Annotated in this window: 12 protein-coding genes; 5 read left to right on the forward strand and 7 right to left on the reverse strand. The window is 65.2% G+C overall.

Annotated elements, in window-relative coordinates; all coding sequences use genetic code 11:
• Positions 1 to 72 precede the first annotated feature (72 nt).
• Both BM167_RS14665 and BM167_RS14670 read left to right on the forward strand, forming a co-directional pair.
• Entirely contained in the window at positions 73 to 879 is an 807-nt protein-coding gene (locus tag BM167_RS14665; protein WP_092893478.1) for an SDR family NAD(P)-dependent oxidoreductase, read from the forward strand.
• A 99-nt stretch (positions 880 to 978) separates the two neighbouring features.
• Positions 979 to 1434, forward strand: a complete 456-nt coding sequence (locus tag BM167_RS14670; protein WP_092893479.1) for a universal stress protein — start codon at positions 979 to 981, stop codon at positions 1432 to 1434.
• Positions 1435 to 1439: 5 nt separating this feature from the next.
• On the opposite strand, the gene BM167_RS14675 is transcribed toward BM167_RS14670, so the two are convergent.
• Positions 1440 to 2237, reverse strand: a complete 798-nt coding sequence (locus BM167_RS14675) for an ATP-binding cassette domain-containing protein (protein WP_092893480.1) — start codon at positions 2235 to 2237, stop codon at positions 1440 to 1442.
• Positions 2238 to 2372: 135 nt separating this feature from the next.
• Here BM167_RS14675 and BM167_RS14680 point away from each other — a divergent pair, with 135 nt between their 5' ends.
• The 3 genes from BM167_RS14680 (at position 2373) to BM167_RS14690 (ending at position 5390) form a co-directional block, all read left to right on the forward strand.
• Complete coding sequence (locus BM167_RS14680; RefSeq protein WP_092893481.1) at positions 2373 to 3353, forward strand: ABC transporter permease; 981 nt, start codon at positions 2373 to 2375, stop codon at positions 3351 to 3353.
• A gap of 72 nt (positions 3354 to 3425) precedes the next feature.
• Positions 3426 to 4481 (forward strand): substrate-binding domain-containing protein, encoded by a 1056-nt coding sequence (locus BM167_RS14685; RefSeq protein WP_092893482.1) that lies wholly within the window; start codon positions 3426 to 3428, stop codon positions 4479 to 4481.
• 45 nt (positions 4482 to 4526) lie between these two features.
• The gene (locus BM167_RS14690; RefSeq protein ID WP_092893483.1) at positions 4527 to 5390 is read left to right on the forward strand and encodes an MBL fold metallo-hydrolase; all 864 of its coding nucleotides are present in this window, start codon (positions 4527 to 4529) and stop codon (positions 5388 to 5390) included.
• A gap of 27 nt (positions 5391 to 5417) precedes the next feature.
• Here the strand turns inward: BM167_RS14690 and gfo6 are convergent, their stop codons facing one another.
• The 6 genes from gfo6 to BM167_RS14720 form a co-directional block, all read right to left on the reverse strand.
• Positions 5418 to 6500 carry a D-xylose 1-dehydrogenase Gfo6 gene (gene gfo6, locus BM167_RS14695; protein ID WP_092893484.1) on the reverse strand — a complete coding sequence of 361 codons (1083 nt, stop codon included), beginning with the start codon at positions 6498 to 6500 and terminating at the stop codon, positions 5418 to 5420.
• A 69-nt stretch (positions 6501 to 6569) separates the two neighbouring features.
• Complete coding sequence (locus BM167_RS14700; RefSeq protein WP_092893485.1) at positions 6570 to 7352, reverse strand: SDR family NAD(P)-dependent oxidoreductase; 783 nt, start codon at positions 7350 to 7352, stop codon at positions 6570 to 6572.
• 71 nt (positions 7353 to 7423) lie between these two features.
• Entirely contained in the window at positions 7424 to 8377 is a 954-nt protein-coding gene (locus BM167_RS14705) for a mannonate dehydratase (RefSeq protein WP_092893486.1), read from the reverse strand.
• Positions 8378 to 8441: 64 nt separating this feature from the next.
• Complete coding sequence (locus tag BM167_RS14710; protein WP_092893487.1) at positions 8442 to 9785, reverse strand: nickel pincer cofactor-dependent isomerase, group 22; 1344 nt, start codon at positions 9783 to 9785, stop codon at positions 8442 to 8444.
• A 75-nt stretch (positions 9786 to 9860) separates the two neighbouring features.
• Complete coding sequence (locus BM167_RS14715; protein WP_092893488.1) at positions 9861 to 12077, reverse strand: LUD domain-containing protein; 2217 nt, start codon at positions 12075 to 12077, stop codon at positions 9861 to 9863.
• Positions 12074 to 12580: an LUD domain-containing protein gene (locus tag BM167_RS14720; RefSeq protein WP_092893489.1), complete on the reverse strand. Its 507-nt coding sequence runs from the start codon at positions 12578 to 12580 to the stop codon at positions 12074 to 12076. Before BM167_RS14720 ends, BM167_RS14715 begins: the two co-directional genes overlap by 4 nt.
• Positions 12581 to 12607 lie beyond the last annotated feature (27 nt).

The raw sequence follows: 12607 nt of genomic DNA on the forward strand, positions 1-12607 counted from the left end.
ACGCCTGAAGAGAGCCTCGTCGAGAGGCGGCCCACCGGTGGGTTCTTCATCGTGCGGTCGGATTCGTGTGCCATGGTTGGACATGCCGAGTACGATTACAGCGGCGAATCCGCAATCGTCACCGGGTCCACGAAGGGCATCGGCCGCGGTATCGCCGAGGGACTCGCCGACGCGGGCGCGAACGTCGTCGTCAACTCCCCGACGGAGGCGGAGGTGACGGCCGTCGCAGAGGAATTGGACGACTGCGGCGAGGGCGACGTCGTCGGCATCGCTGCGGACGTGGGTGACCCGGCCGCCGTCGAACGACTCGTCGAACGCGCCGTCGACGCCTTCGACGAAATCGATCTGTTGGTCAACAACGCCGCCGTCTGGCCCCGAGAGGAGTCACTCGTCGACGCGTCACTCGACGCGTGGGACGACACGATGGACGTCAACGTCCGAGCGCAGTACTACGCGTCGAAACTCGTCGCGAGTCACATGATAGACCACGGCATCGAGGGTTGTATCGTCAACCACACGAGTCAGGCCGGGGACCGCCGAACCGGGCCGTTCGGCTTCTACGGCATCTCGAAGACGTCGATAAACGGGCTGACGTGGCGGATGGCGCAGGAACTCGCGGAACACGGCATCCGGATGAACGCCGTCTCGACGGACGTGACCGAAACCGCCCAGACGCGGTACGAAGCGGAGATGGAAGCCGAAGAGACTCCGGACAAGACGGCCGACGACGTTCTCAGAGAACGGGGGGAGAAACGACCGCTCGGCCGCATCGGTCACCCGTCAGACCTCGCCGACGCGGTTCTCTTTCTCGCGAGCGATAGAGCGTCCTACGTCGTCGGCGACGTTCTCCGCGTCAGTGGCGGCGGAAATCTGGAGTGAACTCCGCGGTCGGTCTTCGCCCTCGGAACCTCGTTCTCGCCCCGCGTCGCCGTCGAACGGCCCCACAATAGTTAATCGACCCACCGCCGTATCGGACGTATGACCCTCGAACGAATCCTGCTGTCGGTCGGTCCCGAGGACCGCGACCACCTCGACGGCCTCGTGGATTCGACGGCAGACGTCGCCGAATCGACGGGCGCGACGGTGTACGTGCTGTACGCGTTTTCGGACGACGAGTACGACGAACTACTGGAACGGATGGACGCCGACGAAAAGAGCGGTGGACTCTCCCCGGACGAAGTCGCGATGCGTCACGACAGCGTCCGGATACCCGGAGACCGGTTCGAAGAACTCGGTATCGACTTCGAGATACGGGGCGTCGCCGGTGGCGTCCCCTCGGCGCAAGTCGCCCGGAAGTCCGACGAACTCGACGCGGACGTCGTCGTCGTCGGCGGGGCCGAACGCTCCCCGGCGGGGAAGGCGGTGTTCGGCGACTACGCACAGCAGGTGTTACTCGACGCCCCGTGTCCGGTTCTCTACGTCAAACGGGAGTGACAGACTCACGCGTCGGCGGCCCGTTCGTTCCGTTCCTCCTCCGGCATCCCGCCGACCATTCGTTTGACGATGTCGTCCTGGTCGGCGTCATCGCCGTCTATGACGCCGGCGCTGTGGCCCTGATGGAGGACGTGTATTCGGTCTGCAGCCCGCCGGACGTAGTCGAGGTTGTGCGAGATGAGGATGATGGAGATACCCTGACTCTGCATCCGCGCGATGAGTTCGAGGACCCGTTCGGCCCCCTCCACGGAGAGCGCGCTCGTCGGTTCGTCCATGATGACTATCTCGGGGTCCGAGAGGAGCGTCCGCGAGATACTGACGAGTTGCCGTTCGCCGCCCGAGAGGTTCTCCACCTTCTCGTCGATGTCGACGTCTATCTCCAAATCGTCGAGGAGTTCGCGGGCGCGTTTCCGCATCGACTTCTTGTCGAGGATTCCGAGCAGACTGTTCGGACCGGTGACCATCTCGCGGCCCAGAAAGATGTTCTGCGTGACGGTGAGGTTCCCCGCGACGGCGAGGTCCTGAAACGTCGTCTCGATGCCGAGGTCCTTCGCCCGACGGGGAGTGTCGATACTGACGACGTCGCCGTCGATCCGAATCGTCCCCGAATCGGGTTGGAGCGCTCCGGCGAGGCATTTTATGAGCGTCGATTTGCCGGCCCCGTTGTCGCCCGCCAACGCGAGTACCTCGTTTCGGCGAAGTCGAAGCGTCACGTCCTCCAGTGCGACCACTTCGCCGAACGTCTTGGTGATTCCCTCCATCTCGACGACGTACTCGCCGTCGCGTCCACTGACGTTCGCCATGCGTGGTACGTATTCACGTGGTGGTAAAAACGTTCGGACGGACTAGCCGTCCGGCGGCGATGCGAGCGTCCCTCGATATGCGTCGAGGTCACACGTCCCAAAGATATAATATCACGCTGGCAGAAGCGCTCTGTCATGTCTCAATCGGTCGCCTCCGGGTACCGAAACCGCTTCACGGTCAGCGCCATCAGCCAGTACGGGCCGATAATCGGACTCGTCGGGTTGTACGTGGCGTTCTCTCTTCTGAACGACCGGTTCCTCACGGTGGGAAACCAGATGAACGTGCTCCAGCAGGTGTCGATAATCGGTATCATGGCCATCGGGGTCACTTTCCCCATCCTCTGTGCCGAAATCGACCTGAGCATCGCGCAGGTGATGGAAGTCGCGGGGCTGACCGTCGCCACACTCGCCGTCGGCGCGCGCCTCTTCGAGGGGTCCGCCGTTCCGGTCCCGATTGCGATTCTCGCGGGGCTGTCCGTCGGTGCCGCCTTCGGCGCGGTTTCGGGGTACGTCACCGCCCGGTTCGGCGTCCCCTCGTTCATGACGACGCTCGCGGTGTTGTTCCTCGCGGACGGACTCGGACTCATCGTCTCCGGTAACCGCCCCATCATCGGACTGCCGGAGTCGATAACGAACATCGGGGGGTCGCGACTGTTCGGACTGCCCAGCATCGTCCTCGTGTTCTTCTCCTTGCTCGTCGTCTCGCAGTTGATGCTCTCGTACACCAAGTTCGGCCAGTACATCTACGCTATCGGCGGTGACCGCCAGTCGGCCGAGCGGATGGGTATCAACGTCGCGGCCGTCCGTCTCGGCACCCTCGTCATCTCGGGAACGTTCGCCGCCGTCGCCGGACTGGTGACCCTCGGCCGTCTCGGGAGCGCCGTCCCGACGATGGGTGCGGGCCTGTTGCTTCCGCCCATCGCGGCGGTCATCCTCGGGGGGGCCGACCTCTTCGGCGGGTCTGGAAACATGGTCGGAACGCTCATCGGCGTTCTCATCCTCGGCGTCCTCCAGAACGGACTCAATCTCATGGGCGTCGGCCCCTCGGGCCAACTCGTCGCACAGGGTATCGTCCTGATGTTGGCCGTTCTCGCGAACGTCTCCGGGGAGAACTGAAAACTGGATTCCGAGAGGCGCGTCGCATCTACCGATACTACTTTCTGCCCTCGGTGAGAATAACGTTACCGTATGTCACAGAACGTTCGAAGACGGAGGTTCATCCGCACTGGCGTCATCGCCGGGACGGCTATGCTCGCTGGCTGTAGCGGCGACGGAGGCGATGGTGACTCCGAGACGACGGCGGGCGGCGGGTCCGACGGTACCGAGACGACAGACGAAACCGACGGTACCGAGACGACGGGCGGGGAGTCGACGCCCACCGTCGCGCTCTCGGTTCCGTCGCTCGAATTCACGTTCTTCGCGCGCATGGAGAACGCCTTCGAACAGGCGCAAAGCGACGGCCTGATATCGTCCGAGTCGTCGTTCTACGACGCGAGCAACAACCAGTCGAATCAGGTGTCCGCCGTCGAGACGGCTATCTCGAACGAGGTGGACTTCCTCATGATATCCGCCATCACAGCGGAAGGCGTCATCAACGCCATTCAACAGGCCAACGACGCCGACATCCCCGTCGTCGCCATCGACCGCAACATCTCCCAAGGCGAGACGGTGACCTACGTCGCCTCGGACAACGTCCAACTCGGACAGCGTTCGACGGAACTCTGCCTCTCGTTCATGGAAGCGAACGGCGACGGAGACAGTTACGACGTGGTCCAACTGGAGGGAACGCCCGGAGCGAGCGTCACGAACGACAGGGGAGAGGGGTTCCAAAACGCCGTCAGCGAGAACGACAGCCTCAACCAACTCGCCACGCAGACCGGCGAGTTCTCGACGCAGAACGCCCTCAGCGTGATGGAGGACTTCATCACGCAGTACGGCGACGAGATAGACGGCGTGTTCTGTCAGAACGACCTGATGGCCCTCGGCGCGCACCAGGCACTCCGGAACGCGAACATGTCGGTTCCGGTCACCGGCATCGACGGCACCGAGGCGTGGGTCGAACAGTTCTCGGACAACGAGTACTACGGAACGCTCGCTCAACTCCCCGAGGAGATGGTCACGACGGCGATAGAGAGCGGGAAGGCCCACCTCGCGGGCGAGGACGTAGAGGACACCATCACCATCGAGGGTCTGGAGGTCACGCAGGACAACGCTTCGGACTACCTCAGCGACTACTTCGGGTGAACTACCCCGGGAATTTACCACGTCGCCGACAGAGACTGTACCACGATGACAGACGACACGGTACACTCGACGTGGGGCGATTGGCTCGTCACGGAGATAGCGGAGTCGGACCCCGACGGGGTCGCCGTCTGGTATCTCGGCTGTAACGGCTTCGTCCTCCGATCCGAGACGACGACGCTGTACGTCGATCCCTACTTCGGGGACGGCGACCCGCCGAGACTCGTCCGGACGATTCCGGTGCCGATAGACCCGACCGCAGTCGCCGACTGCGACGCGGTGTTGGTCACGCACGAACACATAGACCACATGCATCCGCCGTCGTACGGACCGCTACTCGACGACGGCGGTGACCTGTACGCGCCGAGTGCGTCGTACGACTCGCCGGATTACGACGGGGACCTGCGCGTCGGCGACGACAGAAGCGAGACCGTCTCGGTCGGTGACTCGTTCGCCGTCGGGGACTTCACCGTCCACGTTCGGGAGGCGAACGACGGCGACGCCATCGAACCCGTCTCCTACGTCGTCGAACACGACGCCGGGACGTTCTTTCACCCCGGCGACAGCAAACCCACCTCGGCGTTCGAGTCCGTCGGCGAGGAGTTCGATATCGACGTCGGCGCTCTCGCGTTCGGGACCGTCGGTCGGATTCACTACCCGGAGGACGGCGAGACGCGACGCACCGAGTGGTACATGTCCGAGGGCGACGTCGTCGAGGCGGCGAACGCGCTTCGACTCGACCGTCTGCTGCCCTCGCACTACGACATGTGGAAGGGCGTGGGCGGCGACCCGAAATCTCTCTTCGAGCACGCCGACTCCTACGAGTACCCGCGCACTCTGGAGGTCGTCCGCATCGGAGACAGAGTCGATTTGGGGTCTCCAGGCGTCGTCCCGCCCTCGACCCATCGGTGACCGTTCCGTCGGTCGGGTTCGACCCCGTCAGTCGAGTTCGACGGTCTCGCCCGACTCGGCCGCCTCGTAGACGGCTTTGATCGCTCTGATGTCGGTGAGGCCGTGTTCGCCGTCGGCGTGCGGTTCGGCGTCGGTCAAAAGACAGTGCGCGAAGTACTCGAACTCCTCTTGCATCTGGTCTCTCTGTTCGAACTCTATCTGCACGTCGGCGTCGCCGTGCGAGAGGTGGAGTTTGCGGTCGTCCCACGGGTAGAACGCCGGTTCGATGCGGAGTTGCCCCTCGGTGCCGGTCACGCGGATGTGACTCGCCATGTGCGCGTTCTGACTGGCCGTACAGAGCGCGAACGTGTTGCCGGGGAAGTCGAGTTGGAACGCCGCGTGTTCGTCGGGCACGTCGTCGAACTCCGGTTGCACGGACGCGACCGACCCCCGAACGCGCAGGGGGTCGTCGTCCAAGAGGAACCGGGCGGTGTTCAAAGAGTAGATGCCGATGTCCATCGCCGCACATCCTCCCGAGAGGTCCCAGTCGAGTCGCCACTGGTCGGGGTTCGGGACCAACTCCAGAATCGGCTCGGTCATGTTCCCGTGGACGAACACCGGATCGCCGACGTATCCCGCAGATATCAGCTCTTTGGCCCTCCGAACGGCCGGTTCGGTCTGCATCCGGTAGGCTATCATGAGCGTCGCGTCGTGTTCGTCGCACACCTCGACCATCCGCTCTGCGCGTTCGACGGTGGCCTCCATCGGCTTCTCACAGAGGACCGCCTTCCCGAGTTCGGCGGCCGTCTCGACGTACTCTAAGTGACGCGCGTTCGGCGTCACCACGTAGACGGCGTCGTAGGCGTCGCTCGCGACGCCGTCGTGGAACTCGTCGTACGTGAGTGCGTGTTCGACCGTCTCGGACTCGGACGCCACGGATTCTGCCTTTTCGCGGTCACCGCTGACGAGGACGGTCGTCTCGGAGAGGTCGCTCGCGACGACGGCCGGCATCGCTTGCTCGCGCGTCCACCATCCGACCCCGACCATCGCAAAGCGCACGGGGTCGTCCGTCTCGGTCACGTCCTGCCAGTCGCGCCGGTCGAAGTCGTCGGTCAGTGAGGATAGTTCCATACCGACCCATCAGGCGTGGCGGTAAAAGAAATGTCGGACGGATGTCGGTCGGACGGCGGCGACCGCCGGTCAGAATATCTGCCACCCGCCGTCGACGTGGACGAGTTCGCCGGTGACGTAGCCCGCGTCGTCGCTCGCGAGATAGAGGTACGCCCCCGCGACGTCCGCTGGCGTCCCGGCGCGTCCGAGCGGAACCGGCTTTATGAGGTCGCCGCTTTCCGCTTTCTCGTGTGCCTCCTCGGACCAGCCGTCGGTGAACTCGGTGGCGATTTGGCCGGGAGCGACGGCGTTGACGCGGATGCCGTGTTCGGCCAACTCCAAGGCGGCCCCGCGCGTTATCATCCGCACCGCGCCCTTCGAGGAGTCGTACTGCACTTGGTCGAACTGCGCGGAGTTCGAACTTATCGACGCCGTGTTGAGGACGACGCCGGGGTCCTCTCGGTCCAGCATATCGTTTGCGGCCACCTGCGTCCCGAAGTAGACGCCTCTCGCGTTGACGGCGTGTATCGCGTCGAACTCCTCGGGGTCGAGTTCGAGGATGGAGCCGTTGACTATCAGTCCCGCGTTGTTGACCATCACGTCGACGCCGCCGAACTCTCTGGCCGCCTCGACCAGAGCGCGGAGTTGTTCGCGGTCGGTCACGTCCGTCTCGACGAACTCGGCGGTGCCGCCGTCGTCGCGGATGGCCTCGTGCGTCGGCGCGTCGGCGTCCTTCGGTTCCTCGTCTAAGTCGGCGACGACGACTGTCGCGCCCGCGTCGCCGAAGCGCAGGGCCACCTCTCGTCCGATACCGGAGGCACCGCCGGTCACGATTACGGTTTCGTCGGTGAAGTCGGGTCGTATTCGTCCCATCGTTCACGCTTCCATTCTCCGAGTTGATAGTTATACGTTCGCATCCCACAAGCGGGACGGAGCGTCCGCGGTCAGTCGGTGGCTTCCAGCAGACCCTTCATGTAGCCGACGGCGTAGAGACGTCCGAGCGTCATGTACCCGGGGTTCGAGTTCTCCTCGCCCGCCATCGTCGGGACGTGGTCGGGGCGGGCGGGGCCGTCGAAGCCGATGTCCCGGTACGCCTCGATACAGGCGCGCATGTCCGTCGGCCCGTCGTCGTGCCACGTCTCGACGAACTTCCGCGCGTCCCCCTCCACGTCGCGGAAGTGGACGAAGTTGATTCGGTCGCCGAAGTGGCGGATGGTCTCGGGGACGTCGGCCCCCATCGCCGCGAAGTTACCCTGACAGAACGTGATGCCGTTGTACTCGCTTTCGTACATCTCCATCACGCGGTCGTAGTTCTCCGGCGAGGTGACGATGCGGTCCACGCCGCGGATGCTGTCTATCGGCGGGTCGTCGGGGTGAAGCGCGAGTTTCACGCCCGCCTCCTCGGCGACGGGAACCACCTCGTTCAGGAAGTGTTCGAGGGCGTCCCAGAGTCGTTCGGCGTCCACGGGCGCGATGTCTTGGTCGGGCGCGCCAGCCATCAGTTCGTCGTCGTACGCGGTGGTAACCGAGTCGCCGCGGATGGGGACGGCCGTAGAGGTGCGCGCCCACCGCTTGCCCGCCATCCAGTCGTAGGCGACGACGGGGACGTCGAGTTCGCCGAGGTTCCGCAGGTACCGCTTGAACCGCGCTATCTCCTCGTCGCGGCCCTCCCGGCCGAGTCGGGTGTCGTCGGAGATGGGGACGCACCCCTCTATGACGCCGAGTTCGAGGCCGTAGTCGCGGAACTCCTGCGTGAGTTCGAGGAGTTCGTCGTACCGCCACGGCCGCGACCCGTCACCGATTTCGAGCGAGTGGTAGACGGCCGTCTCGACGCCCATCTGTTTCGCCAAATCCCAACGTTCGTCGCGCTCTGCGGGCAGGATGAGTGCTGGCTCCATGCGCAGTCTCTCTCGCCGAACGGTCAAAAAACCACCCCGCCCCCGCCGCGCCGACGGGCGCGACTCACGCGCCCAGAACGTCCTCTCGAAGTTGGCCGTCCTCGAAGGCGACGGGTTCCGCCTCCTCGACGACGCGCAGGTCGTCGCGTTCGCGCGCCTCCGCGAGGAGGGCGGGCGACGCCTCGATTCGTTCGAGATGCATCGTGTCGCGGATGCGGACGACCCGCGGCGCGTCGAGACTCTCGACGCCGATGGTAGAGAGGCAGGTGACGATGCCGGCGCGGTCAGTCTCGACGGCCGGCGGAACGTGCGCGCCCCGCAACGTACTCGCGGTAATCGTGTTCATCAGCATGTCGTGGAGGTCTATCTCCTCGAACAGGTCGGCGTGTATCACGTCGGCGGACCCCGTACCCGTGGCGTTGCCGTGAGAGGCGGGGGTGAGACCGCGAACGAAGATGCGCTTTACGTTCGGCGTCTCCGGTTCCGGTTCGGGACCGAACACCAGTCGTCCGATGACGTTCGTGTCCAACCCGGCCCCGGAGATGTCCTTTCCCATCCGGTCTACGACGAGGACGTCAACTTCGTCGAACGGTATCGTCGGCAGGTGGTCGTAGGCCCGTTCGAGGAGTTCGGCCTCCCTGTCGAGGAACCCGGAGGGGGGGACGCCTTCGAGGTGTGCGGTGTCGTCGTGTTCGTCTTCGACGATCGCGACGCCGCCCGCGACGGGCAGTTCCGCCACCAGAAGCGACGCGATTTCGGGGAGCATGTTGCGGAAACTCCAGTCGGTCGCCCACTCGTGGGCCGTCTTCGCGCCTCGCTGTTTCCCCATCCCGATGACGAGCATCTTCGAGAGGCCCGACTCCACGTCGCCCTGAAAGTCCGTGTGGGGTTTCACCCGGTTGACGGGGACGATGGCGTCCGCGGCGGCGGCGTTCGCGTCGGCGTGGACCGCCACGTCGCGGTCCGCCGTCCGCCCGACGACGACGGTGTCCATCGTCGCCCGTATCTCGCACCCGAGAGTCGATTCGGTCATGCCGAGAGACTCGAGCATCTCTCGTTGTCCCTCGGCGGTGGCCCCGCCGTGACTCCCCATCGCCGGGAAGACGAACGGGTCGTACCCCCGTTCTCGGAGTCCGTCCACGACGCCGCCGACGATGTCGGGGATGTTCGCGATGCCCCGACTCCCCGCGCCGACGGCCACCTCGCCGCCGTCGGGAACGCCGTCCAACTCCAACGCGGAGACGGCCTCTGCCGCCCGGTCGCGCACCTCGTCGGTCGGAATCGGGTCAGTCTCCCACACCTGCTCTATGACGCCCATCTCGGGGACGGACGTCTCCCCGCAGGCGTCCAGAATCGGTTCCTCCGCGACGGGCGTCGGCCCCGACCCGTCGTTGTCACTTCTTGCCATGCCAAATCAAACCACTTCGCCGGATAAAAAAGCTGACGCCGCCGAGAGCGTCGCGCCCGCCCGTCCGCGCCGAAGTTACCCGTCGGGCGCGACGAGTTCGACGGGGTGGGTCACGTCGCGGGCGAACAGGTCGCCCATCTGTTCGGTGCAGGACGTTCCGCTGGCGACGAGGGTTCTGTCGTCGGTGTCTGCGAACTCCTCGCGCAGGTCCTCGCCGACGTCCATACTGAGTTCGTAGTACTCCGATTTGTAGCCGAAACTCCCCGCCATGCCGCAGCACTCCACGTCCGAAGACAGCACGTCGTATCCGAGATTCGCGAGGACGGCTTCGGTGTACGCTTCGACGCCGAGCGTTCGCTGTTGGCAGTGACTGTGGTAGGCGACGCGTTCGGTGTCCGCGCCGGGCGACGAGAGGACGCCCGGATCGGCACCGTTCTCGACGAGGCCGTAGACGTACTCCATCACCTCGTAGGCGTTCTCGGAGAGTCGTTCGTGGGTCTCACCGTCCAGCAGTTTCTCGTACTCGCGGCGGAACGCGGCGAGGTCCGAGGGTTCGACGACGACCACGTCGAACCCCGCATCGAGGTAGGGGTCCAAGTCGGCGGCGACGGCGCGCGCGTTCTCTCTCGCCGTCTCGACCATCCCCTGCGAAAGGGGTGCGCGCCCGCTCTCTCTCGGCGTCGCGAGTTCCACGTGCGCGCCGAGGGCTTCGAGCGTTCGGACGGCCGCTTTTCCCCTCTCGACGAGGACGTAGTTCGTGTACGTGTCGGGGTAGAGAACGACGCTCCGGCCGGCGGTGGCGTCCGAGTGGGTTGCGCCGTCTCGCTTCTCGAACCAGTCGACGAGCGTCTCCCGGCGGAACTGGGGCAAGTCGCGGCGGGCGTCCACGCCGAGGAGTCGGTCCATCGCGGCCCGGACCGGTCCGAGGTTCGAGACGGCGTTCGAGAGCGGTGCCGTCGCGGAGCCGACTCTGGCGAGGGTTCCGAAGTTCCCGAAGAGACGCTTCTGTACGTCCATCCCGCCGGGTTCGGCGTCGGGCGTGAGACCCTCCACGAGGAAGTCGAACTCGCTGGCGTCGCTCTGGCGGTTCAACCGGTCGCGGACGACGGTGTTTATCCACGGGATGTCTATCTTCACCGGGCAGGCGTTGACGCACCGCGAACAGCCCGTACAGAGGTCGTTGAACTCGTCTGCGCTCTCGAGTCCGTGGACGCCCGTCTCCCACCCGCCCGCGATACCGCCGGTGTACGTCTCCCCGCCGAAGGCGTGGCCGCCGACGTGTTGGAAGTTCCCGCAGGAGTTCGCACACGCCCCGCACCGGATGCAGTAGAGCGTCTCCTTCAGGTGGTCGTCCTCGCGCATGTCGAGTCTGCCGTTGTCCACGAGGACGAGGTGGAAATCTCGCTCGTCCGCGCTTCCGAGCGGTTCGTCCGGGCTGTCGAAGTCGATTGTCGGCGACGACACGGGCGGCGTGAGCATCGTGACGTACTGCGCGATGGGTTGCCCCGTCGCCGCCTTGGCGATGAGTTCGACGAACGGTTGTAGTTCCTCGGCCCCCGGAATCAGTTTCTCCAGGCCCGCCACGGCGACGTGCGTGTCGGGAGTGACAGCCGACTTCCGAGCGTTGCCCTCGTTCGTCACGAGGGTGATGGTGCCGGAGTCCGCGAGGACGAAGTTCGCGCCCGTCATCCCCACGTCGGCGTCTCGGATGCGTTCGCCGAGGTAGTCGCGGGCAAACTCCGTGAGTTCCTGCGGCGTCTCGAACGGTTCCTCGGGGTCGAACGTCTCGTTGAACAGGCGGGCCACGTCCGCTCTCGATTTGTGAAGCGAGGGTCCGACGAGGTGAGAGGGCGCTTCGTCGGCCACCTGCAGGACGAACTCCCCGAGGTCCGTCTCCCAGACGTCCACGCCGCGAGATTCGAGGTGTTCGTTCACGTCCAACTCCTCGGTGGTCATCGACTTGCTCTTGACCAGCGTTTCGGCGTCCTCGTCCTCGACGACCGTCTCTATGTAGCGGTTCGCGTCCGCCGCGTCGTCCGCGACGTACACCGTTCCGCCGTTCGCCTCGACGCTCTCGCGGACCCGTTCGACGAGTTCCGGGAGGCGTTCGATGGCGTCTTCCTTGATGGCCCGCGCCTCCGTCCGCAGGTCCTCGTACTCTTCGAATCCGGCGGTGACCTCGTATCTGTCGTCGTTGAAGACGGTGGTGTTGGCGTGGATGGCGTCGCCCTCCGTCTCCAACAGGTGGCGTATCTTCTGGGCCTTCCGACGGCGTTCTCTCTGTGCGCTCATAGTCCCTCCACGAGAATCACGCGGACGGTGCTCGGTCCGTGGACGCCCTCGACCAACGCGCCCATGTCGCCGGTGGAACTGACGCCCGTGGCGAAGACGGCGGACTCCCCGCTCTCGAACCGGTCTGTGAGGTACGGGACGGACGACTCGACGTCCGCTTCCACGTCGCTCTCGCGGACGACGCCGACGTGCGTCGGCGGGTAGAGCGCGACGAACTCGTTTCCGGCGGCGTTCGACTCCACGACGAGCGTTCCGTACTCCGCGACGGCGCGTCCGACGGGCGTGACGCCCGTCTCCGCCTCGGTGAGGCGACGAGGGGTGAGGTCGGTCCGCACGGGCGTGTCGTCGAGCGAGACGCCATCGAACCCGAGTGGCGTCCCGACTGCCGGTTCCTCTACTGCGTCCGTGACGGCCGCTGCGAACCCGTCGGGGTCGGTTCGCGTCAGCGTCACGTCCAGATTCGAAAGCGACGACTCGAAGGCCGATACCGCGTCTGTGGACATGGGTCACAGTTCCGTCACTACCGTGTT

The organism is Halopelagius inordinatus (assembly GCF_900113245.1).
Classification (GTDB): Archaea; Halobacteriota; Halobacteria; order Halobacteriales; family Haloferacaceae; genus Halopelagius; species Halopelagius inordinatus.

Coding starts and splice junctions, on each gene's coding strand:
- BM167_RS14690 (WP_092893483.1), top strand. CDS start 4,527: ATGACAGACGACACGGTACACTCGACGTGGGGCGATTGGCTCGTCACG.
- BM167_RS14705 (WP_092893486.1), bottom strand. CDS start 8,377: ATGGAGCCAGCACTCATCCTGCCCGCAGAGCGCGACGAACGTTGGGAT.
- BM167_RS14715 (WP_092893488.1), bottom strand. CDS start 12,077: ATGAGCGCACAGAGAGAACGCCGTCGGAAGGCCCAGAAGATACGCCAC.
- BM167_RS14675 (WP_092893480.1), bottom strand. CDS start 2,237: ATGGCGAACGTCAGTGGACGCGACGGCGAGTACGTCGTCGAGATGGAG.
- gfo6 (WP_092893484.1), bottom strand. CDS start 6,500: ATGGAACTATCCTCACTGACCGACGACTTCGACCGGCGCGACTGGCAG.
- BM167_RS14665 (WP_092893478.1), top strand. CDS start 73: ATGGTTGGACATGCCGAGTACGATTACAGCGGCGAATCCGCAATCGTC.
- BM167_RS14685 (WP_092893482.1), top strand. CDS start 3,426: ATGTCACAGAACGTTCGAAGACGGAGGTTCATCCGCACTGGCGTCATC.
- BM167_RS14720 (WP_092893489.1), bottom strand. CDS start 12,580: ATGTCCACAGACGCGGTATCGGCCTTCGAGTCGTCGCTTTCGAATCTG.
- BM167_RS14670 (WP_092893479.1), top strand. CDS start 979: ATGACCCTCGAACGAATCCTGCTGTCGGTCGGTCCCGAGGACCGCGAC.
- BM167_RS14710 (WP_092893487.1), bottom strand. CDS start 9,785: ATGGCAAGAAGTGACAACGACGGGTCGGGGCCGACGCCCGTCGCGGAG.
- BM167_RS14680 (WP_092893481.1), top strand. CDS start 2,373: ATGTCTCAATCGGTCGCCTCCGGGTACCGAAACCGCTTCACGGTCAGC.
- BM167_RS14700 (WP_092893485.1), bottom strand. CDS start 7,352: ATGGGACGAATACGACCCGACTTCACCGACGAAACCGTAATCGTGACC.